This is a genomic window from Variovorax sp. PBS-H4 (genome assembly GCF_901827205.1).
Taxonomy (GTDB): domain Bacteria; phylum Pseudomonadota; class Gammaproteobacteria; order Burkholderiales; family Burkholderiaceae_C; genus Variovorax.
Window position 1 is genome coordinate 4,490,408 of sequence record NZ_LR594675.1, and the last position, 20,994, is coordinate 4,511,401.

Consider the following 20,994-nt stretch of genomic DNA (forward strand, 5'->3'; position numbering starts at 1 on the left):
CGGTGATCCACCGAGTCCCGCGCCGGTGATCCACCGAGTCCGTCCCCACGTCATCCACAGGTTCTTCAACAGAAGTTGTGGACAAGTCGCTTGGGGAGGGCTCGGCTGGGCTTGGGCGGAATGCCAGCCATTCGATGCCGCCGCTGCGCTCGATGAAGAGGCGGTAACCCGGCAGCGCCTGTCGCACAGACAGACCTCGCACATGCGCGGCGAAGTCGCGGTAGCGCTGGAGCGCCCCCGACTTCAGGTACAGGTGGCGCATGTCGAAGCGCCAGCCGCCGGGCTGCCGTCCACCGTGCTTGCGCACGAGCCGGTAGAGCCAGCGCTCAATCCCCCCGGAAAGCCGGAAGTACGTAGGATCGAGCGTGAGCACCAGGGCTTCGTCCAAGACGCCCGAGAAGAACCAATCGGCCAGGATCAGCTCGATGCCGTCGGCGCGTCCGTCGGGGCGCATGTACTCCTTCCACTCGTTGATCCAGGAGAAGCGGTGCACGCGCATCGCGCCGTTCGGACGCTCCCGCTGGCGCAGCGTCGTGGCGACGGTGGTGGACTGCAGCCGGTCCAGCGCGGCGCGCAGCGCCAGGTAGTCGCTGCGGCCGGTGCCGCGCTGCGCGAAGCGCAAGATCTCGTAGGGCGTGGCCACCATCAGGCGCGAAGGCGCGATGCCTTCCTTCTTGGCCTGGACGATCTGGCTCGCAGCCCAGATCAGCACGTCGGCATCCCAGATCGTGGCGATGCCGTGCTCGGGCACACCTTCAACGGTGAGCGAGACGCCTCCGGCGCCAAAGCGGATCGGCACGGTGCGCGGCGACTTGGCCAGCGAGAAGAACGGGTAGGCCATCAGGTCCTGCGCATCGCGCAGCGCCATGTCAGCGCCCGGCAGCGCGCGGAACAGCGACAGCTGTTCGCGTTCGGTGGGGCGCTTCGACATGGGTGACGCTCCCTGCCCTGCTTGCTGGTCAGCGGACGGAGTCACGCTGCACGTAGCCAGGATCGGAGGTCATGCCGTAGGCGCGGCTGTTGGCCCAGGCACGCAGGTCCTCGACCGCGTAGACCACGCGCGCGCCGAACTTCCGAAAGCGCGGGCCACCGCCCAGCACGCGCTGCTTCTCGAGCGTGCGCGGCGACAGGCGCAGGAAGGCGCCGGCCTCGTCGGTGGTCAGGAACTCGGGGCTGGCCGGTGCGGCGGGCACCGCAAGGGGCCGCGGCGCAGCCGCCGCAGCGCAGACGGGGAACTGGGAACTGGCACTTGCCATGAGGGCCTCCATCGTTGTCGCGGGGCCGCGAACCATTCGCAGCCCAATGGAGGCAGTCTCGGGAGTAAGGCCCTTCTTGCGCAGGGAGATATTCAGCGCATCGGTTCGTCTCCGGGGGGGTCGGCTGCGGTGCGCCGTATGCCCGCGAGGCTCAGATAGCCACCGCCCATGTACGCCTCGGCGCGCCGCAGCAGGTGCCGAACCTGGGCGCGCAGTTCGCCATCGGCGTGCCAGCGCACGACAGCTTCGAAACCGAACAGGGCTTGGGCAATGTCGCGGTGTGACGCGCCGGCCTGCGTGCCATCGAGCGCTTGGAGGGCGCGAAGATGCAGCAGTGCCGCGCGAGTAGCGGGCCGCACACACGATCTTGCCGGAGCGTGTCCTCGAAGAACCCCTGCCTGCGCGTTGAACGCCTCCAACTGACCTCGCAGACCGGGTCCGAGCGGGACCATGCAGGCGTAGGCCGCACCGTCCACGAGGTCAGTGGCCAGCGACAGGAGCAGGCGCTGCGTAGATACCTCGGTCAGCAGCGTCAGGCCTGCGCCGCCGAGCGCCAAACGCTTGCGGCCAGGCACGCGCCAGAGATCGAAAGTCGGCCGGGCCGACGCACCGTGCGCGCGCGAAGCGCATACGTGCAGCAGCTCGTCAGCGGCGGTGATCCATAGTGGACGCGCTTCGCGCGCATCGAGACGAGGATCTTCAGCGCTGTCGCAACCCCCACCGTTCAAGCGATGCGGCGCGCCGTGCCCAATCCGCCTGGTACTTCGGATGGCGGCGCAGGTACTCCCACGCGAGCGCGGGGTCGTCGAGATCGAGCGTGTAAAGATAGGCCGCCGACACGCGCCAGGGCGCGCTTGGCAGGCTTTCGGCCTTTCGGTCGGTCATGGCAGAACTCACTTCTTCTTGCTTGCGCGAAGGCTGCCACAGGAACGGCCGGCATGGCTGGCTTTTGCAGCGATGCGCTGTCGCGCGGGCGGGACGATCCTGTGCGCCCGCCCGCCACCGAAGTTCAGTCGTTGATCGAACCGTCGCGTTGCGCGTCAGCCGCGTAGCCGGACAGCGGCTGGCGCGCCCTGAAATGCGGATCGGCCACGATGCACAGGCCGGTAGGGCCGCGCACGCCCTCGAGCGCCGCCAGGCTCACATGCCCTAGTTCGGGGAAGCCGGTGCCGGCATCGGTCAGCCCATAGGCGCGATCGCCATCGGCATCGAGTTCGGTGAGCAGCCAGCAGGCAGGGGCGTCCAGCGTGTACAGCTTAACGACGGGATAGGGGTCGTCGGCTTGGCCACGGGCGTGCGCCGCGCGGTTGGCCAGCATTTGGGCGCGCTGCTGCTCGGTGAGAAAAGTCATCGGGTCCTCGGAGGAGGTGACGGAATGCTAACGTCCCAAGAGCAGGTGCAGGTGCAGGTGCAGAAGGATTCGACGCGCCAGCACATCCTGGAGATAGCACACGAGTTAAAGATAACGTGGTTTAAATTGTGCTGAACCGGGACGCTTCTGTCCATGCAGAAGCGAGCCATTCAGCGGGGACGCCCTATCGGCGCGACGACCTTCGAGGTCGCGCCGGCGCTGGCGTTCGGTGCCGTGGTGCGCGCACTGAGAACCGAGGAAGGCATCGCCCAGGAAACTCTGGCGCACCTCGCCGGCATCGAGCGCTCTCACATGGGCAAGATCGAGCGCGGCGAGCACATGCCCACGCTGGTTCTGGTGCTCCGGATAGCCCGGGCGCTGGGCCGCAGCGCCGGCGAATTGATGCTCGAGACAGAGGCCAGATTGCCGAGGGAATGGCATCGGCCGGCCATCGGCGGCTGATGCCTGCAGCGCTACGCCACGATGCGGCCTGCCAGCCGCGCCTCACGTGCGTAGCCGCTCAGCCGCTTGTCCGCGACGAAGTGGAGATCGCGCTCAATGGGCAGCCCCCACTTCCCACGCAAGGCCTCCAGCTCCGCCAGGCTCACATAGCCCAGCTCGGGAAAACCTTGCCCGAGATCGCAAAGTCCAAATGCGATTTCTTCTGAATCAAGTTCGGTGAGTAGCCAGGTCGCCCCCGCACTGGGCGTGAACAGCTTGACCAACGGCCGCGGGTCGAAGCGCGGATTCTCGGCCGACTCCCGGCCGTTGGCCAGCAGTTGCGCGCGTTGTTCGTCGGTGATGAGCTTCGTCATGGTCTTTCTCCTTGGAAGGATGCCGGGCGGAATTGCCCGAGACCGGAAGCGGCACGCCGCAGCGCAGCCGTCAGGGTTCGAAGACGGCCTCCAGGACGCCAGCGCGCAAGGCACGCGCAGACCTTGACGGCCAGACCGGCGTGCGACGATGAAGGGAACAGCAAGCCAGCCCTCCCCCTGCATGCACCCGCATCGCAAGCGGCTGCGCGCAGCACCGCAGGTGCGAAGGCGTCAGGGATGGAAGCCCGAACGGGGCGAGACGCCAGGGGCGGCTCGATGCGCCAGCACGACAGCGCGATCCGGCACCGCCGGAGACGCACGGATCCGTGAGATCTCGGAAACGCATCTGCTGACATCCGCTGAACCGCGAATCCAGCTTGGCGCATCTCCCCAAAGCCCCAGACGCACGAACCCGGGACATCGGCTTTACGACGAAGTGCGAACACGACATCACGCTTTTGCACTGATCCGCGCTTCCGCAAAGGAACACGGCACCCAAGAACTGGAAGTCAGACAACAAGGCCCGCGAACACTCGCGGGCAGTCGAAGCGATGGTGGAAGACGGCACCTCGCCGCAGCGGGGCGCCGAGGGCGACGCTCAGTCGCCCTTGCTGCGCGACCAGATCAGGTTGTGCGCGCCGTCATCGCCCTCGACCAAGCGGGCATAGATGGTCGCCGAGAACGACGGGTCGTCCAGCGTCACCGACAGGTAGGGCCGGTCCGCCTTGCTGACCTTCTTCCACGCCGCGCCAATCTCGAGTCCGTTGCCGGCGACGACGCGGTAGTCCGGGGCGTTCTCGCTCGCCTTGTCGCTGGCGGCGATCTTGACCTTGACGTTCAGGGTCAGGGTGCGAACCGTGCCGCTGTAGCCGTCGCCCAAAGCGGTGAAGTTGCCAATGGTGCTCATGATGAAGTCCTTTCGAGGTTGATCCAGGTCCGCGCCCATCGCGGCCTTGGCGTGATCCGACCGGCGCGGGTCCGGGCGCGCCGCACCGAAGGCCGCAGCGCAGCGGAGGACCGGCAGGCCCGAGAAATTTGCCTCGCGAGGAATCCGCGCAGCGGAGGGGAAATTTGTCGGGCCTGCCGGTTGCGGCGCCCGAGGCGAAGCGCAACGAAGAGCAGCGCCGCCGTGCCCGCGCCAGGATTCACGACACATACAAGGCCGTGGGCGTGGACCTGTCCTCGCAAGGGACGCATGCGCCTGGCAATAGCCCGATGAGACAGCCTCCCGGCACGGATTCGGCTGCGGCCGAACGCGAGGCCGACTGACCAGCGAAGCCAAGAGAGAATGCACCGCCGCATGGCGGCGGCACACAAGATCGGCATCGGCGGCGTGGAAGAAGGTCAGCATGGCAGACGGCCCGTCGGTGACACCACCAGTGTTCGGGGGGTCTGCCCGCCAGCGTCGGGGACGGCGCCACATTTCGGAACCCAGCGCAGCAAGGCCTGTCGCAGCCCTGTGCCCGTCCTGCGACGGGGGCTGACTTTTTGAGATGTCGGCGGCGCAGCCGCTGGATGTGAATACGCGCGCGGCACACGTGCCGCGCGCGTCGCGCCGACTCAACAAGCCCAGGCCCGCAGGCCGGGGCGCCATGCTCACGCGACAGCGTGCATATCTTCGCGGTCTTCTGCCTCGGCACCGCTGCTGGACTCGGCATCGGTCTCGGCCTCGCCCTCCGGCACGGCCTGCGTTTCGGCAGCAACCTCCTGCCCTCGGAACATCACGGGCAGCCAACCCGTACCCGCCGCCAGCCGTTCGGCCTCGCTCGCGATCTCGGCCTTCTTGAGCTTGCCCAGCCGGTTCACATGCTCGGGCGCGAACGCCTGCACCGCTTCCAGCGCCTTGGATTTCGAGACATGCTCGAAGTAGCCTGCGACGGTCGGCGTCCACCAGCCGTGCATGTCGAGGTTCACCGCCTGCGCGAGCGCAGCGGCGGGGACTTCTTCCTCATGCGAGGCCACCGCGCTGACCGTGGAGGCCACGCACACCGCCAGCAGCGACAGCAGTTCCTGCTGCGGGAAGGCCAGCAGTTCGGCAAACAACGCATCCGGGTCGCCGGGCAGGCGGTCGGCCCACGCGTCCCGAACCTTGCGCATGCCCACCGCCGCCGGTGCATCTCCGATGTCCGGCGCATGCTGCCCGAGCCCATCCTGCGGCGTCGCGGTGATGCCGACCGGCGAGCCGCCCGAGCCATAGCTGTCCACGATCACGCGCAGCGCGAGGCGATGCACCAGGGCCACCAGCGCGACGTGCGGGTGTCGGGCCACCTCGGCCTGCAAGGCCGCCGTGCGGTGCGCGCTGAGGCGCTTCGCCAGCTTCTCCGAGATGCAGGACTTGGTCTGTTCATCGATACCCGCATCCGGGCCGCTGCCCGCGGCGACCCCTTCCTGCCGCGCCTGTTCCCGCAATGCCTTGGCCTGTTCCTCGCGCAGCAGGCCGCGATGGACGACCACGCCGCCCATGGGATCGAGCGACACAACCGCGCCGGCCAGCGCCACCACGGCGGGCGGGTATTCGACCAATTGCCGCTCGAAGGCGTCCAGTTTGTTGCCCAGCTCGTCCATTTCGTCGTGAAGCGCCTGCGCCTGCTCGTCAGTCATGTCCTCGCTGTCGTCGTCCAGCCGCTCTTGCAACGTCGATTGCCGGTCTTCCAGTTTGGCGATGCGCCTGGCTTCGGCCTTGGTGGGTTCCCGGCGCGTGCTGCGCGCCCGCTGGAACTGGTACAGCTCAGAAGACGTGGCGCGCGGCGCGGCATCCACCCATGCCCAGCCCTCGGCCCGCACCTGCTCGGCGATCGGCGCGAGCTTGTCCCGCGCCAGTGCATCCAGCAGCGCGCCGTCCGCCAGGAAGATGCCGTTCTGGTCGTCCGCGAACAAGTCGCGGCGAACACCGCCACCCGCCTTCTCATAGGCCACCAAACCGACGAAGCGCGCCACCGCATCGCGGCCGGCATCGATCTGGTCGCTCGTCAGGTGATCGCGCAGCGCCTCCGGGCTGCGCTGCCATTGCGGCGAGTCGTAGAACGCGGCTTCCTGCGCCGCATGGTCATCGGTGATGGCCAGCGCCATCAGTTGCTCCAGCGTCACGGCCTGCGTTTCGAAGTCCGCCAGCAATCGGGGCGAGACGTTCGCGAGCTTCAGGCGCCGCTGCACCACGAGAGGCGTGACGCCGAAATCGGCGGCGATGTCTTCCACGGGCCGGCCTTCGGCCACGAGGTCCTTCCAGGCGAACAGTTCCTCGATGGGCGACATGGCCTCGCGCTGCAAGTTTTCCGTCAGGCTGACGGTGCGGGCCGCATCGTCAAGTACGAGCAGGCAATGCACCTCATGGTCCTTCGCCAGCTTGCGGCGCTTGACCAGCAGCTTCAACGCCGCCAGACGCCGTCGCCCGGCCACGACGTCGTAGTGCTCGCCATCGGGCGCGGCCACCACGGTGAGGTTGTGCAGCAGGCCGACGCGCGCGATGCTCGCTGCCAGTTCGGGAATCGACGTGCCGCCGTTCTTGCGCACGTTGCGACTCGAAGGCCGCAGCTTGGACAGCGGAATCAGCAGCAGTTCCTGCGAGGCCGCGACGGCGGCGACAGCGCCGGCCGTGGCGACGGCGTTGGTTTCTTGAAAGGTGGCGGTATTCATGGTGTAGCTCCTGTAAGGAAACATGGAAAAGGCGGGGAATGAATGGAGAGGCTTTGCGCCCCTCCGGGCTTGGGGTTCAAGCTTTGAGCTGGCGCATGCCGTCGGCCAGCAGCCATAGGGCGCGGTTCAGTCGCAGGTTCTGGTCGATGCCCTGCACCGGCCGAGTGGTCTGGCGGCGGCCGTTGGCGGCGCGCCCGTTCAATCCGCCTTTGATGAGGTTTTCCTGCGTGCGGTTGAACACGCTCCACAGGTCGCGGCGGTCGTCGTCCGTGCGGCGCGGCATCAGGATTTGCGCTTCCGTGATGGGCGCGGGCTTGTCCGGATCGTCGTACTTGAGGGTCAGCGCGGCGCGGGCGAACACCTCCGACTCGCCGGCATCCAGCGCAATCGCCTGCATGCCCTCGCGGGATTCCGATGCATGGTCGAACCCACTCAGAACCTCATACGCGCCCTCGATGACGTGGCCCGCCACATCGCCCTTGTGAGGGACGCGCACATCGGCCACGGTGTCGCCGCACACCAGCCCGTTCCGGCAGACGAAGCGGAACATGCCCGCCAGCATCTGGTAGCTGCTGGTGCCGTCATGAGAGTTCAGCAGGATGATTTCGTTGGCCTCTCGGCCGTTGATCTGGCTGGCGTGACGCAGCCGGATCATGTGCTTGGTGAAATCGCGCCGCCCTTCCTGACGCACGCGGGTCTGGCACACCATGAAGGGCTCGAAGCCCTCCCCTCTCAATTCCCGCAGCACGGTGGCCGTGGGAATGTAGCTGTAGCGTTCCGAGCGGCTGCCATGGGGAGCCTCCGCAAAAATGGACGGGGCCACGGCCCTGATCTGCTCGTCCGACAGTGGGGATTCCGAGCGCAGCGTCGGCGAAGCCGGCGCGAAACGGGAAGCGAGTTGCATGGTCTTTCTCCTGACGAAGTTGGCTGTTGAACAACCCCCACCGGATTCCTAGATTCGGAGCCCTCTTCGGGTCTTCCGGTGGGGTCGGCACGAAGAACCCGGTTGGCCTCGTTGCCACCGTCTTTCCTGAGTTCATCGCCCGCGACGGTCAGGAGCGCGCGGCCGGGGGCCGTCAAGGAAGAAGCGCCAGGGTGGTGCGGCCCGCAGGCGCAGCCGAGGACACGGCCTGGCGCGCCTTGACGGCCCCCGGCCGCGGGCTACGGTCGCGCACAAGGTGATGAGCTCAGGAAAGATGGCTGACAGGCAACGGTCGCCTTCTTCGCCGACCTCACGCAAGCGAAGCGCGCAGGCCCGCATCGAGAGCCGGGCCGAAGGCGTCGGCCGAGCGGAGCGAGACGAACGATGAACGCCCGCAGGGAGCGAGGCGCCAAGAGTGGCTCGATGCGCAGCACGACAGCACGGCCGGCCATGTCCGCCTGGCCGGAGACGCCCTGAATCAGTTACCGTGAGGGCACCCGTTCAACCCACAAAAACAAAACTCCGGATGAGCACCGCCCCAACGACAACTGAGACCCGCGTGGCCGTCCTGGTCGACTGCGACAACGTGCCGCCCGACATCCTCGAGCACGCGCTGCGTATGGTGGCGCAGTTCGGCCGCGTCGTTCTGCGCCGCGGCTACGGCAACCAGGGCACGCTGGCCAACAAATGGCAGGACGCCCTGGTGCGCCTGGCCTTCACCCCTTGCCTGCAGTACCAGTACGCCGCCGGCAAGAACACCGCGGACATCGCCCTGGCGCTCGATGCGCTGGAAGCGCTCTTCGACCAACGGGCCGACACCTTCTGCCTGGTCACCAGCGACTCCGACTTCGCCTACCTGTGCCGCAAGCTGCGCGAGCGCGGTGCCACCGTCTGCATCGTCGGCGAACCCAAGACGCCCGACGCCCTGCGCAACGCCAGCGACCAGTTCTTCGAATGGACACGTCCCGAACCACCGGCGGAAGCGGCGGTCGAAGCCGCGCCGAAGGCCACCGCGAAAGCGGAGCCGGCCAAGGCCGAGCCGCCGAAGCAGGAACCGCCCAAGCCGGCGCCGAAGCGCCGGCCACGCTTCCTCGTCGAGGCCGTGGCACTGCTCGCCAGCGACACGTCCGAAGGCAAGGTCGGCCTGGGCGTCCTGGGCCAGTACCTCAAGCGCACCGACCCGGCCTTCTCGCCCCAGACCTACGGCCACTCGGGCCTCTTGAACATGGTCAAGACCTACGATCTGCTGGCGCCTCAGCAAGAGCAAGGCGGCCATTGGTCGGTGAGCCTGCTGCCCAAGGCCGAGGGCATCGCAGAAGCCGACGCGTCGCGCGCCTAGTCGTCGGCACAGGGACCCGAGGGCCCCTGGGTCACAGAAGCCCTCGCTCGGCCATCGACAGGACCGTGCTGCCCGCGACGATCAGGTGATCCAGCACCCGCACGTCCACCAGCGCCGCCGCCTGCCTGAGCGTCCGCGTCAGATGTTCGTCGGCCAACGAAGGCTGGGCGCAACCGCTCGGGTGGCAATGCACGAACAGGAGCGCGGAACTGTTGAGCGCCAGCGCATCCTTGACCACCTCGCGCGGATAGACCGAGGTCTGCGTCACGGTGCCCCGGAACATCTCGACGTAGTCCAGGACCACATGCTGCGCATCCAGGTGGACAACCGCGAAGACCTCATGGGGCAAGGCACCGAGCCGCGCCCGCAGGAAGTCCTTGACCACCGCCGGCGACGTCAGCACGTTGGCGCCGCGCACCCGGCTCGCCAGCACCCGCTGCGCCGCAGCCAGCACTTCATCGGCCTCGGCAGGCCGGTACGCGCCCGCGACATCGCGAACCAACAGCGAAGACGAGGGAACCGAACCGAAGGAATCAAGGGAAGAGAACAGATCGTGCGACATGGCGGACTCCAGTGACCGGGCGGGATTGCCCGAGACCGGAACCGGCACGCCGCAGCGCAGCCGTCAGGGTTCGACAGACGGCCGAAGGACGCCAGCGTGCGCAGCACGCGCAGACCTTGATGGCAAGAACGGTGTGCAAGGATGAAGGGAACCAGCAAGCCGCCCCACCACGCGCCCCCCCGATTGGGCAAGCGCAGCGCGCAGTGGCTCTTCCATGAGAAAGGGGCGCAGGACGCTGATAAAAAATAGGGGCAGAGGCTCAGTTCGGCGTACCCAATCGGTTTGGCCGGAGTCTTCCTTTCGACTGACGATGGAGATGTGCGTGAAACGATCCGAACTGTATGCGTTGGTCTGGCAGACACCGCTACGCCATCTGGGGCCGAATCTCGGTCTGTCCGATGTCGGACTCTCCAAGCTCTGCCGCCGATACAACATCCCTGTTCCGCCCGTCGGCTATTGGACCCGTCTCGCGGTCGGCAAGATCTGCGTGCAGACCCCCCTGCCGCCTTCCGACGTCGATCACGAAATCCACCTGCCGGAGAAAGACACCACGGCGGCCCGCTCCTCCGACGCCACGAGGATCCAGCAGGTCCAGCAAGCGTTCTCCCGGGCCAAGGACGCCGTTGCCCTGCAGTCCATCGATCTACCGGCCTCACTCGACCACTGCCACCCGCTGGTGGCGAAGACCGCTCGCTTTTTTCAGTCCATCCAGCGCGATGAGGCGAAGTTGGCGGTGGAGGCTGAAGAAGCCAGGCGACTGCGCAAGCCCTTCTTCGGCGGCATGTCGAGCCACAGGATGACCACGGGCCGGCACACCTCCGGCAGCGGCTGCCTGCGCATCACCGCGACCCTGACCCACATCGACTGGATTCTGCGTTTCCACGAAGCGCTCATCCGGGGACTGATCGCCGGAGGCTGCCAGGTCGTCGCTGGCCGGGGAGAGGCATCGAACACGGTTGAGATCCGGCGCGCGGGCGGCGCCATCAAGCTGAACTTCTCCGAAAAGGTGGAGAAGATTGCGCAACCCAGGCGCCAGGATTTCCTCTTTTATCGGGATGAGTACAAGGCCCTCGACAGCTACAAGCTGAAGCTGGAGAGAGACTGGCACGCCATCGCCCGCCAGTGGACAGGCAGCCGCGAACAGCTGGAGCAGCAACTCCCGGAGATCACACGCGCCCTGATCGCATTCCCGGAAGCCGAAGCACTCAGGTCCAAGCTGCGGGCCGAAGAAGCCGCCATCCGACGGCAGCAGGAGCGGGAAGCAGCCCGGGCACACGACATCGCGATGGCCGCAGAGCAGGCGCGTACCCAGCGCCGCGAGGCGCGGGCGAATCAACTGCCTCGCGCCGTCGCGGTCGGCCAGTCCCTGACGACCTATCACAGTGCCCTGGATGTGCTGTCGCGCCTGGAGGGGATCGCCGACGATCAACCCGAGGATGACGCATTGCGCACATGGATCGCACTCGTGCGAAGCAGCCTCAAGGACCCCGTGCATGAACTGGCCGACACATTGCGTGCCGAAGCGGCGCAGCCGGAACGGCCGCTTTGGTGGCCGGAATGAGGCGCGGCCCCAGACCACATCACCAACCTTCGCAGAAACGATCGGAACCCGAGATGGCCGAAAACCGCCGAATCCTTGCGCACGTTCTCATCGAAATGAACCCGCTCGCGGATCAGGGTGCAGACGCAACCAAGGCCGCACTGCGATCGGCAATTCAGGTGGGCTTGAATGCCCGGGTTCTGGAACTGAACGTCTTCCCGATCGCCGCGGAAGATGGAACGCGTCATGAGAAGGCGCAGATTCCGCACTCGGAACCCTCGGACCATGATCAGATCGTCGAAGAGTACATGCACAGCGGCATGCAGGTGCAGATCTATCGCGAGGCTGGAGAAAAATCGCCGCCCGGCTACTTCGCCGTGGTCTTGAACCCGAACGCGAAGAATCCCAGCGGAGCGGTTCTCGACGCAAAGTCCTACACCGAACTCAAGCAAATTGCCGAAGCACGAGCCGAACGCAAGGCGTTTCTGCTGCAAAGGAAGAAGGGAGGGAATTGAAGGGTATCGGCCCACGCCCACTTTGGTCCAGAGTGCACGAAGGCTCGGCATGTGCTGAACGCCCTTTCCGATTCGCACGCCCGGCGCTCCGATACGCCTCGCATCGCTACAGCGGGTCGGTCTCAACAGACATCCCTGGCAACCTATGGACGTCCCGCAACGGCATTGGACGCGCTGCGGAAGAACCGAAAGGCAATGCCCATGCGAGCCCAGACCAACCCTGAATCGAGCGCGTTCGTCGCCGCAGATCCTGCCGCTCCACGAGCCATGCAGGTGGCTCATCTGCTGCATGAGGCGCTCACGCTCCTTTGCTCCGACTCAACGATACCGCTGGCGCAGAGGATCAAGCCCGCCCCCGACAGGCTTCTGAGACTGCCTGAAGTCGAGCGCCTCACTGGCCTGCGCAGGTCAGCCATCTACGAACAAATGCACAGGGGCATCTTTCCGCGATCGGTGAAAACCGGTCAGCGCACCGCAGCATGGCCAGAGAGCGCCGTGCAATCCTGGATCGCGGAGCGCATGAACGGGCAGCCAAGCTGACGCAAGACGCCCGACATACTAAGGTGTAATGGACGTTGCTCACTGATTGATTCCCGAGCATTAGCCCGAGGTGACCTGCACCGCGTGATCGAATGCAGCGACCGATCCGGGTCCGAGGCGGTGCGGAATCGCGACTTCCGTTTTCGCTGCAAAGCGGCCTTCGGCAACTTTGGCCGACATCACAGTCTTCGAATTTTGGCCCTCACGTTCGCCAACTGACGATAAGTGGGCGTTTACGAAGGGAGGTGTTGCGCTGCGTGCATGAGATGGCGCTGGAGCCACCGCTAGTTGGAGAGAGAGTTTTGCTTTTGCAGGACCGCGCATGACCGCTTCGGCTCCACCATCAGCCTGGGCAGCGAGCTCGAAGACACTCGCGGCTGCGGCATTCCTAAATCAACCGCTGGTCATAGCCCTATCGAGAAACAGCAGGTGGAGTCAGCTTGCAGTTGCGAGTTGCACGGGCACATGATCGCGCTGCTGCTTTATGCGGTTGGCCTCGTCGACGAAGACAAGCTTGGGAAGATGGTCAGTCACCTTCTCCTCTGCCACCGTCCCGAAGGCGGCGATGATGATCAAGTCACCAACGGATGCCCGCCTGGCCGCCGATCCGTTGACCGAAATGATCCCGCTACCGCGCTGGCCGCGGATCGCATACGTGACGAAACGCTCGCCATTGTTGATGTTCCAGATATGCACCTGTTCGTTTTCCACCATGTTGGCCGCGTCAAGAAGATCCTCATCGATTGCGCATGAGCCTTCGTAATGCAATTCGCAGTCTGTGACGGTAGCCCGGTGAATCTTCGACTTGAGCAAGGTACGGAACATGATGGAGAGTCCTTCGATATCAACTGAGGAAGAGCCGCAATTGTGAACGGCTCGCTACTGTATATGTCCACTCATCGACGACAACATGGAACGATCGCATCAATGCATCTCGAACGCGCTCCGCTTCGAGAATTGACTGCGTATGCCGGCCTTCTTCACGGGGCCGAGGTGCGCGGCGGACCGTCCGACGCGCGAAGTATCAACTCCGGGTTCCATAGTTCCTGAAGCTCTTCGGCAGGCGTGCCGTTCAAGCGAGCAAGGAGCATCTCCACCATCCGCTTGCCGGCGCGGTGGGTCTCTGCGCTGAACGTCGTTAGCGCAGGTGACAGTAGGCGACCGATCGGATGGTCGTCTCCCCCGATCACCCCGATGTCTTTCCCCGGAACCCTGCCAGTCTCTGAAATAGCGCGCATGACGCCCATGGCCACGATGTCATGCCCGCACACGATGGCGGTGGGCGGATCAGGCAACTCGAAGAGACGACGGGCGGCATCGACGCCGCCTTCTTCGGAAGGCGCGGCTTCAAGGCAAAGCGCCGGATCGATGGGGATTCCTGCCGCGCGAAGCGCCGCCTCGTAACCCACTCGCTGGTGGTGGCTGAACATCAGGAACTCGGGAGCGTGCACCAACGCAATCCGGCGATGGCCCAGCGCGATGAATCGCGCGCAACCAGCACGCCCGACGACGGTGTGGTCGATGTCCAGGTACGGAAAACCCTTCTGCGTATCGCTCCGGCCGAACGCCACGAAAGGAATATCGCGTTTCTGAAGGTATGCGATCCGTTCATCGTCTCGCCGAGTGCGGCCAAACAGCAACGCGTCCACGCGCTGGCGCTCGACCAAGCGCTTGAACACATCGATCTCCGTTTCGATGCTTCGTGCCGAGGCGATGATGACCTGGTAGTTCGACCCGTCGAGTTGCTCGTCCACGCCCATCAGCATGTTCAGGAAGAACGGGTGCACAAACGAGGCCTGCGGGGCCGAGAGCACGAAGCCGATGGTGTCTGACGTCTGGCGCCTTAGCCTGCGCCCGGCCGGATCCGGCGAGAAGCCAAAGCGGGCCGCAGCCGCAAGGACTCGCTCTCGTGTTGCCTGGCTCACGTCTTCTCGTCCGTTCATGGCCTTGGACACGGTGCTGACCGAGAGCTTCAGCTTCGCTGCAAATTCATGAATGTTCAATCGATGGTCCCTTGATTCAGGGCGTCATTGTCGCTGATAAGTGCACGGGTGCGAAACCGATTTCAGAGGCGCCCTCTTCCCATTCTTGACATTTTTACGAAGGGTTTTTAACATTCACCGAAATCGTTTTCGAGATTTGTTTTCAGGGCTTTCCAAGCTCTTTCCAAGGACTGCATATGGAGTTTCATTTCTACGAGCCCGCTGCCGGGCATGGGCTTCGGCACAACCCGCTCAACTCCATCATCGCGCCGCGGCCCATTGGGTGGATCTCTACGAGGAGCAAGGAGGGAGGTTTCAACCTCGCGCCCTACAGCTTCTTCAACACGTTCCACTACGACCCACCCATCCTCGGCTTTGCCAGCACCGGCTGGAAGGACACCGCGCAGAACGCGGTGGAGACGGGTGAGTTCGTCTGGAACCTGGTATCCGAAGACCTCGGAGAGCAGATGAACATGACCTCCCAACCGGTGGCCCGGGGAGTCGACGAGTTCAAGCTGGCTGGCCTGACAGCCATTGCCGCGAACAAGGTGAGCGCGCCGCGCGTCGCTGAAAGCCGAGCCTCGATGGAGTGCAAGGTGGTGGATGTGGTGCAGTTCCGAAACACGCGCGGAGAGCAGTTGCCTGGATGGCTGGTCCTCGGGGAGGTTGTCGGCGTCCACATCGACCACGACCTGCTCAAGGATGGCGTCTACCAGACCGCGTTGGCTCGCCCGCTCATGCGATGCGGTGGGTTGAGTGACTACGCATTGCTGTCGCAGGAGTGGATGGTCGAGATCCACCGCGCGCCCGACGAAGCCCTTCGCGACTCGCACGGCAGTTAGCGGACAGGCCGTCCGTTCGCAGCAATCGCTGGAGACGATGCGACGGAAGCGCGCGTCTCCGCGACTCGCACATACAGCCTTCGCCATGGTCGATTTGATGGCATCGGCTGCGCTGAACCGCGCCATTTGCGGCAAGGCCCGATCGGCCAGCGTGCGTCTTCTTGCCGCTGGTACTGGGCCAACTCATTCACATAAAGGAGACCCCATGCAATCCGTTTTTCGCCTGCTCGCTCCATTGCTGATCTGGGCTTCGTTTGCCACGTCTATGGAAGCCGTGGCACAAACACCCGCCAAGACCAAGATCCGGGTTGCATCCGTCGTTTCGGCTGCATGGCTTCCGCTGTGGGTCGCCAAGGACAAAGGTCTGTTCGAGGCCCATGGCCTGGACGTCGAGATCACGACGGTGCAGAACGTCTCGACCGTCGTGGGCGCACTGGGCCGACAGTTCGAGGTGTCGGGCTGCACGCCGATCGACATCATCAAGGCGCGGCTCAAGAAACTGGACGTCGTCGGCATTGCGGGCAACACCCAGGAGATGTCGAGCAACCAGCAGATGCGCCTGCTGACCCGCGCAGACGGACCGGTCAAGCGCATGGCCGACCTCAAGGGGCAGGTCGTCGCCACGCCTTCGCTCAACGGCGTGATCCACATTGCCACGCTGAACGCGCTGCGCCAACAGGGCATCGACACCAACGACATCCGCTTCCAGGAGATGGCCTTCGCCAACATGGGCGACCAACTGGCGGTCGGGCGCGTCGCGGCGGCCGAGATCGTCGAGCCTTTTGCCTCCGCGCCGGGCAAGGTCGCCACGACCAGCCTGGGCAATCCGATGCTCTCGGTGGCGGACCCGGTGGTGCTGACCTGCTGGATGGCCAACGGCCAGTGGGCCAAAGACAACCGCGCGGCGGTGCTCGCCTGGCGTGCGGCACTCGACGAGGCGAATCAATACATCCAGAAAAACGACAAGGCATCGCGCGCGGTGCTCACAAAGTGGACACGCCTGCCCGACGAGATCGCCAACGCGGTGCGCCTGCCCGCCTACAGCACCCGGCTGGACGACACGGCGATCGACACCTGGATCAAGGCGTCTCTGGCTGTAGGCGCCATCAACGAGAAACTGACCGCGGCGGGCGCCAGCTTCGAGTGACGCAACGCAAAGAGACAACCCGAAGAGACAACGGCCCTCGGGCCAGAGAACCATGAATTCACCCGTATTCATCTGCGAACGCGCAGAAGTCAGATTGGCATCGGCCACCGGCGACAAGGTGATCCTCCAGGGCATCGACCTGCAAGTGGGCCGCCAGGAGTTCCTGTGCCTGGTGGGCGGATCGGGCACCGGAAAGACCACCCTGCTGCGTGCATTGGGCGGCTTCTGCGCGCCAACGAGCGGCGCCGTCCTGTACGAGGGCAAGGCGTTCCGCAGCCCGCCCGAAGGCGTCGTGACCGTGTTCCAGGACTATGGCAATGCCCTGCTGCCATGGCGAACGGTTCGCGCCAACGTGGCGCTCGGCATCGAGGAAAAAATCTCCGGCGCAGAGCTCGACCGCCGCCTCGACACGGCGCTCGCGCTGGTGGGCCTGCAGAAGGCCGAACGGGAATACCCCGCGAAGCTTTCCGGCGGCATGCAACAACGGCTGCAGATCGCGCGCGCCCTGGCATTGCAACCCAAGGTCCTGCTGATGGACGAGCCCTTCGGCGCGCTCGATGCCATGACGAAGGCGAAGCTGCAGGACGAGCTGCGCAACATTCAGGCGAGCACCGGTGCCACCATCGTCTTCATCACGCACGACGTGGACGAGGCCATCTATCTGGGCGATCGCGTCGTCCTGCTCGCAGGATCGCCGGGAACGATCGCCTCGGAAATACGCCCGCCTCTTCCCGCGCGCCGCGACCAGATTTCCACCAAGGAGATGCCGGAATACCTGCACGCGCGGCACGAGTTGCTGGAGCGCTTGCACGGAGCTGCCCGATGACCGGCCACTCACGCAGGGTGCGTCAATGGCTGGTGCCCATCGCGCTCCTCGGCGCCTGGCAACTCGCCGTCATGGTCAACGACGGGCTCAACGTGCTGCCCACGCCCACCGAGATCGGTCGCGCGCTCACCGAGAGCCTCATCGACGGGCGCCTGGCCGCGGACGCCGCGCACACCTTCGCCGCGGCCCTCGCGAGCTGGGCGATCTGCCTGCTCATAGGCATACCGCTCGGCATGGCGCTGGGCACCTTCAGCACGCTTCGCACCATGCTGTCGCTGCTCATCGAACTGCTCAGGCCGTTGCCGGCGGTGGCACTCATTCCACCCGCGGTGCTGGTCTTCGGTTTTTCATGGAAGACCGAGATCACCGTGACGGTGTTCGCCAGTATCTGGCCGCTCATCTCCAGCAGCAGGGCCGCCATCGAAGGGCTTCACGCAAGAATCTTCGAGGTGGCCGCCACGCTGCACTTGAGCAAGTGGCACACGTTGCGCAGCGTCGTCACACCCGCAGCCTTCAGCCAGATTCTCGTGGGGGCGCGCCTCAGCTTCAGCCTCTGCCTGGTCGTCAGCGTGGTCGCTGAAATGGTCGGCAATCCTGCCGGCCTCGGCTGGGGGCTAGTCAGCGCGCAGGAAGCGATGCGGGCGAGCGAGACCTTCGCGTACCTCTTCGCCATCGGCGTGCTGGGCGTCTGCGCGAACTTCGCCCTGGGCTTCGCCGTCCGGCGCCTGCTGCCCGGCCTGGCCCAGGCGAGCTGAAAGGAGCGAGCCCATGAACAAGATGTCTCGCATCCTCCTGAGCCTTGCCACGCCCGTCGCATTGCTGTGCCTTTGGCAAGCCGTGGGCGACCCCGCCTCGCCCATCGCACCGCCGCCTCAGACCTGGCTCGCGAGCGCGCAGGCGATGCTCGCAGCCGGCGAGCTTCAACTCGCCGTGCTGGCCACGCTGAAGACCGTCGTGCTGTCCACCTTTATCGCCGGCGTGGTGGGCACAGCCATGGGTGCGATCCTCGGCGTCCGGCCTGCAGTTTCCGAAGCGGTGGCGCCCACGCTCGAGTTCCTGCGGTCCGTGCCGCCGCCCACCATCGTGCCCGTGGCAATGCTGCTGATCGGCAGCGGCGCCGTGCTCGGTGCCACGGTCGTCTCGCTCGCGGCGGTCTGGCCGATCCTGTTGAATGTGCTGCAGGCCACGCGGTCCATCCATCCGACTCTCGTCAACACCGGCCATACGTTGCGGATCTCGGCCCGCAGCAAGGTGATGAACATCTACGTGCCTAGCATCCTCTCCAGCGTGATCGCGGGGCTGCGCGTGGCCGTGCCGCTGGCCATCATCGTCGCGCTTCTCGTGGAGATGCTGGCCACCCGCCCCGGCATCGGGCGCATGCTGCTCTCCGCCCAGCGCGACTTCGATGCACCCGCCGTCTTCGCTCTGTTGTCCACCGTAGGCATCATCGGCGTCGGCGTGAACTGGGCGCTCGAGTGGCTGGAGCGCTGCGTCTCGAGGAAGTTGCCCGGGATGAAGCGCTGACACCCGGTCCCTTCTTCTTCCCCTCTCCTCCTCCCAACAGAACCCTCCAGATGTCCATCGATTTCCAAATCATTGACCACGCCATTGCCCGCATCGTCATCAACCGTCCCCAGCAACACAACGCGCTGGACGTCGAGCACGACCGCGCGCTTGCGGACGCCTGGCAGCGCTTCAACGACGACCCGCAACTGAAGGTCGCGATCCTGTCCGGCCAGGGAGGCCGTGCGTTCTGTACCGGCGCCGACATTCGCGACTACCTGCCCTACCGGCGCGGCCGCGCGGCCAGCCAGGAACCCACATCGATCATCAGCTTCGGCGGGCTGACTGGCGCTCAGGACGTCGCCAAGCCGACGATCGCGGCCATCGAAGGATTCTGCGTGGCTGGCGGGCTGGAGCTGGCGCTTGCCTGCGACATCCGCATCGCGACGCACGCATCGAGCTTCGGCCTTCCCGAAGCCAGGCTGGGCATTCTTCCCGGTGGCGGCGGCACGCAGCGGCTCGCCAAGGTGACGGGACTGGGTGTTGCAATGCGGATGATCCTCACGGGCGACACGTTCGACGCGGCCTTCGCGCTCAACCACGGCCTCGTGACCGAGTTGGTGTCCAGCGAGGCGCTCGAAGAAGCCGCGCTGGCCATCGCCCGGCAGCTCGCCAAGAATGGACCGCTCGCCGTCGTTGCCGCGCGTCGTTCGGTACTTGCCAGCTACGGACTCTCCGTCGAGGAAGGCTTGCTCCAGGAATCGGCGCTGCAACGGCAACTGCTCCTGACCCGCGATGCACACGAGGGCGTCGCGGCCTTTTCCGAACGGCGGCCGGCGGCATACACCGGCAGCTGACACGAGCAACTGACATCTCGCCCCGCTTCCAGCCGGCGGGTGCTTCGTCGCCGGGGCCGATCCATCCTGACCTCCAATGGAATGTCAGGAAGGATGAAGTCAGGAGCCGCCTCTCAACTTCGCAACCTCCTTCGGGCTGACTGCCCCCGCGCTGTTGTTCCAGCCTGCACGAATGAAGGTCAGCACGTCGGCAATGTCCCGATTGCTCAGCACGGCGGCGTACTTGGGCATCGGGTACGCCGCCGGAATACCTCGAACGACGAGATCCCCGGTGCCGTTCAGCGTCACGTTGATGAGTGACGACGGATTGCGCTCCAACACATTGGGATTGCCGGCGAGCGGCGCGAGCATGGGCGCGAAACCGCGCCCATCGGCGCCGTGGCACTGCAGGCAATGCGTTGTGTAGATGCGCGCGCCTGCATTGCCGGCCGGCCGGCTCAGCGACACCTTCGTCTTTTGCGCGTCGTAGGCATAAGGTGGTGCGCCATTGCCGCCCTGCGCCGGAAGCGTTTTCAGATAGGCGGCCATCGCGCCGAGGTCGGTATCGGTCATCGCCTGCGTGCTGTTGTTGACAACCTCCGTCATGGAGCCGAACGCGGTGGCATGCCGGTTCGCGCCGGTCTTCAGGAAGCTCACGAGTTCCGGTCCACTCCAGCGGCCCAGGCCGACGTTGTGCTCACCCGTCAGGTTCGAGGCAAACCAGCCTTCTATCAACGCGCCGGAGAGAAACGTGCTGCCGCCTTCGTCGAGTGCCTTTTCCTGGAACGCGACACCGCGCGGTGTGTGGCACGAACCGCAATGCCCCAGCCCCTGCACCAGGTAGGCGCCGCGATTCCACTCGGCATCCTTGCCGGGCTTGTCCTGGTACACACCCTTGTCGAGGAACATGAAGTTCCATACTTTCAGCGGCCAGCGGATGCTCAATGGCCACCGAATCTCGGACTTCTGATTCTCCCGGTTCACGGGTTCCACACCATGCATGAAGTAGGCGTAGAGCGCCTGCATGTCGCCGTCGTTGACTTTGGCGTACGACGGATACGGCATGGCCGGATACAGGTTGTGGCCGTCCCTTGCGATGCCTTCGCGCATCGCGCGAATGAATTCTTCCTGGGTGTAGCGGCCGATGCCGGTGTCCGGATCGGGAGTGATGTTGGTCGAGTAGATGCGCCCGACCGGCGTCGTCATGGGCAGGCCGCCGGCGAACGGCTCGCCGCGCTGTGCCGAGTGGCAGGCGATGCAATCGCCTGCCTTTGCAAGATAGGCTCCGCGCGAAACCAGCGCCTGGTCGGGCGCGGTAGCGGCATGCGCGGTCGTGGCGGGGCCGCCCGATGCCAGTGAGAGCGCAAATCCCAGCGTGGCAAACG

At 65.4% G+C, this 20,994-nt stretch carries 23 protein-coding genes and 1 pseudogene; 11 read left to right on the forward strand and 13 right to left on the reverse strand.

Annotated features, from left to right (window positions below; all coding sequences use genetic code 11):
- Positions 1 to 103: 103 nt before the first annotated feature.
- The 5 genes and pseudogenes from E5CHR_RS21290 to E5CHR_RS21305 all read right to left on the reverse strand — a co-directional run.
- Positions 104 to 931, reverse strand: a pseudogene (locus tag E5CHR_RS21290) (replication initiator protein A); the annotation flags it as partial.
- Between the two features lie 28 nt (positions 932 to 959).
- Complete coding sequence (locus E5CHR_RS21295) at positions 960 to 1,256, reverse strand: helix-turn-helix transcriptional regulator (protein WP_162581693.1); 297 nt, start codon at positions 1,254 to 1,256, stop codon at positions 960 to 962.
- 92 nt (positions 1,257 to 1,348) lie between these two features.
- Complete coding sequence (locus tag E5CHR_RS31855; RefSeq protein WP_232062146.1) at positions 1,349 to 1,831, reverse strand: DUF2285 domain-containing protein; 483 nt, start codon at positions 1,829 to 1,831, stop codon at positions 1,349 to 1,351.
- A 124-nt stretch (positions 1,832 to 1,955) separates the two neighbouring features.
- Positions 1,956 to 2,141, reverse strand: coding sequence for a transcriptional regulator domain-containing protein (locus E5CHR_RS31860; protein ID WP_232062147.1), 186 nt, complete (start codon positions 2,139 to 2,141; stop codon positions 1,956 to 1,958).
- Positions 2,142 to 2,265: 124 nt separating this feature from the next.
- Entirely contained in the window at positions 2,266 to 2,607 is a 342-nt protein-coding gene (locus E5CHR_RS21305) for a DUF2958 domain-containing protein (RefSeq protein WP_162581694.1), read from the reverse strand.
- 153 nt (positions 2,608 to 2,760) lie between these two features.
- Between E5CHR_RS21305 and E5CHR_RS21310 the strand changes: the two genes are divergently transcribed.
- Positions 2,761 to 3,069 (forward strand): helix-turn-helix domain-containing protein, encoded by a 309-nt coding sequence (locus E5CHR_RS21310; RefSeq protein ID WP_162581695.1) that lies wholly within the window; start codon positions 2,761 to 2,763, stop codon positions 3,067 to 3,069.
- A gap of 11 nt (positions 3,070 to 3,080) precedes the next feature.
- Here E5CHR_RS21310 and E5CHR_RS21315 read toward each other — a convergent pair whose 3' ends face one another.
- From E5CHR_RS21315 to E5CHR_RS21330, 4 genes are all read right to left on the reverse strand, one after another.
- Positions 3,081 to 3,422 carry a DUF2958 domain-containing protein gene (locus E5CHR_RS21315; protein ID WP_162581696.1) on the reverse strand — a complete coding sequence of 114 codons (342 nt, stop codon included), beginning with the start codon at positions 3,420 to 3,422 and terminating at the stop codon, positions 3,081 to 3,083.
- A gap of 598 nt (positions 3,423 to 4,020) precedes the next feature.
- On the reverse strand, positions 4,021 to 4,329 hold the full coding sequence (locus E5CHR_RS21320; protein WP_162581697.1) for a DUF736 domain-containing protein: 309 nt from the start codon (positions 4,327 to 4,329) through the stop codon (positions 4,021 to 4,023).
- A gap of 689 nt (positions 4,330 to 5,018) precedes the next feature.
- Positions 5,019 to 7,055, reverse strand: a complete 2,037-nt coding sequence (locus E5CHR_RS21325) for a ParB/RepB/Spo0J family partition protein (RefSeq protein WP_162581698.1) — start codon at positions 7,053 to 7,055, stop codon at positions 5,019 to 5,021.
- A 76-nt stretch (positions 7,056 to 7,131) separates the two neighbouring features.
- Entirely contained in the window at positions 7,132 to 7,959 is an 828-nt protein-coding gene (locus E5CHR_RS21330; RefSeq protein WP_162581699.1) for a DUF932 domain-containing protein, read from the reverse strand.
- Positions 7,960 to 8,503: 544 nt separating this feature from the next.
- On the opposite strand from E5CHR_RS21330, the gene E5CHR_RS21335 reads away from it, so the two are divergent.
- The gene (locus E5CHR_RS21335; RefSeq protein ID WP_162581700.1) at positions 8,504 to 9,316 is read left to right on the forward strand and encodes an NYN domain-containing protein; all 813 of its coding nucleotides are present in this window, start codon (positions 8,504 to 8,506) and stop codon (positions 9,314 to 9,316) included.
- 31 nt (positions 9,317 to 9,347) lie between these two features.
- Here E5CHR_RS21335 and radC read toward each other — a convergent pair whose 3' ends face one another.
- Positions 9,348 to 9,878: a RadC family protein gene (radC, locus tag E5CHR_RS21340; RefSeq protein ID WP_162581701.1), complete on the reverse strand. Its 531-nt coding sequence runs from the start codon at positions 9,876 to 9,878 to the stop codon at positions 9,348 to 9,350.
- A gap of 322 nt (positions 9,879 to 10,200) precedes the next feature.
- Here radC and E5CHR_RS21345 point away from each other — a divergent pair, with 322 nt between their 5' ends.
- From E5CHR_RS21345 to E5CHR_RS21355, 3 genes are all read left to right on the forward strand, one after another.
- Positions 10,201 to 11,439 (forward strand): hypothetical protein, encoded by a 1,239-nt coding sequence (locus tag E5CHR_RS21345; protein ID WP_162581702.1) that lies wholly within the window; start codon positions 10,201 to 10,203, stop codon positions 11,437 to 11,439.
- A gap of 53 nt (positions 11,440 to 11,492) precedes the next feature.
- Positions 11,493 to 11,933 carry a hypothetical protein gene (locus E5CHR_RS21350; RefSeq protein WP_162581703.1) on the forward strand — a complete coding sequence of 147 codons (441 nt, stop codon included), beginning with the start codon at positions 11,493 to 11,495 and terminating at the stop codon, positions 11,931 to 11,933.
- Positions 11,934 to 12,134: 201 nt separating this feature from the next.
- Positions 12,135 to 12,473: a helix-turn-helix transcriptional regulator gene (locus E5CHR_RS21355; RefSeq protein WP_232062148.1), complete on the forward strand. Its 339-nt coding sequence runs from the start codon at positions 12,135 to 12,137 to the stop codon at positions 12,471 to 12,473.
- A 435-nt stretch (positions 12,474 to 12,908) separates the two neighbouring features.
- On the opposite strand, the gene panD is transcribed toward E5CHR_RS21355, so the two are convergent.
- Entirely contained in the window at positions 12,909 to 13,298 is a 390-nt protein-coding gene (gene panD / locus E5CHR_RS21360; protein WP_162581704.1) for an aspartate 1-decarboxylase, read from the reverse strand.
- Positions 13,299 to 13,453: 155 nt separating this feature from the next.
- The gene (locus E5CHR_RS21365) at positions 13,454 to 14,476 is read right to left on the reverse strand and encodes a substrate-binding domain-containing protein (protein ID WP_162581705.1); all 1,023 of its coding nucleotides are present in this window, start codon (positions 14,474 to 14,476) and stop codon (positions 13,454 to 13,456) included.
- A gap of 176 nt (positions 14,477 to 14,652) precedes the next feature.
- Between E5CHR_RS21365 and E5CHR_RS21370 the strand changes: the two genes are divergently transcribed.
- From E5CHR_RS21370 to E5CHR_RS21395, 6 genes are all read left to right on the forward strand, one after another.
- On the forward strand, positions 14,653 to 15,297 hold the full coding sequence (locus E5CHR_RS21370) for a flavin reductase family protein (protein WP_162581706.1): 645 nt from the start codon (positions 14,653 to 14,655) through the stop codon (positions 15,295 to 15,297).
- Positions 15,298 to 15,502: 205 nt separating this feature from the next.
- A complete protein-coding gene (locus tag E5CHR_RS21375; RefSeq protein WP_162581707.1) occupies positions 15,503 to 16,444 on the forward strand; it encodes an ABC transporter substrate-binding protein in 942 nt (313 codons plus the stop codon).
- 52 nt (positions 16,445 to 16,496) lie between these two features.
- Positions 16,497 to 17,270 (forward strand): ABC transporter ATP-binding protein, encoded by a 774-nt coding sequence (locus tag E5CHR_RS21380; protein ID WP_232062149.1) that lies wholly within the window; start codon positions 16,497 to 16,499, stop codon positions 17,268 to 17,270.
- Entirely contained in the window at positions 17,267 to 18,025 is a 759-nt protein-coding gene (locus E5CHR_RS21385; RefSeq protein ID WP_162581708.1) for an ABC transporter permease, read from the forward strand. The genes E5CHR_RS21380 and E5CHR_RS21385 overlap by 4 nt, the downstream gene beginning before the upstream one ends.
- A 13-nt stretch (positions 18,026 to 18,038) precedes the next feature.
- Positions 18,039 to 18,794, forward strand: a complete 756-nt coding sequence (locus tag E5CHR_RS21390; RefSeq protein WP_162581709.1) for an ABC transporter permease — start codon at positions 18,039 to 18,041, stop codon at positions 18,792 to 18,794.
- 50 nt (positions 18,795 to 18,844) lie between these two features.
- Complete coding sequence (locus tag E5CHR_RS21395) at positions 18,845 to 19,630, forward strand: enoyl-CoA hydratase/isomerase family protein (RefSeq protein WP_162581710.1); 786 nt, start codon at positions 18,845 to 18,847, stop codon at positions 19,628 to 19,630.
- 99 nt (positions 19,631 to 19,729) lie between these two features.
- Here E5CHR_RS21395 and E5CHR_RS21400 read toward each other — a convergent pair whose 3' ends face one another.
- Positions 19,730 to 20,983 carry a c-type cytochrome gene (locus E5CHR_RS21400; RefSeq protein WP_443083121.1) on the reverse strand — a complete coding sequence of 418 codons (1,254 nt, stop codon included), beginning with the start codon at positions 20,981 to 20,983 and terminating at the stop codon, positions 19,730 to 19,732.
- Positions 20,984 to 20,994: the final 11 nt, after the last annotated feature.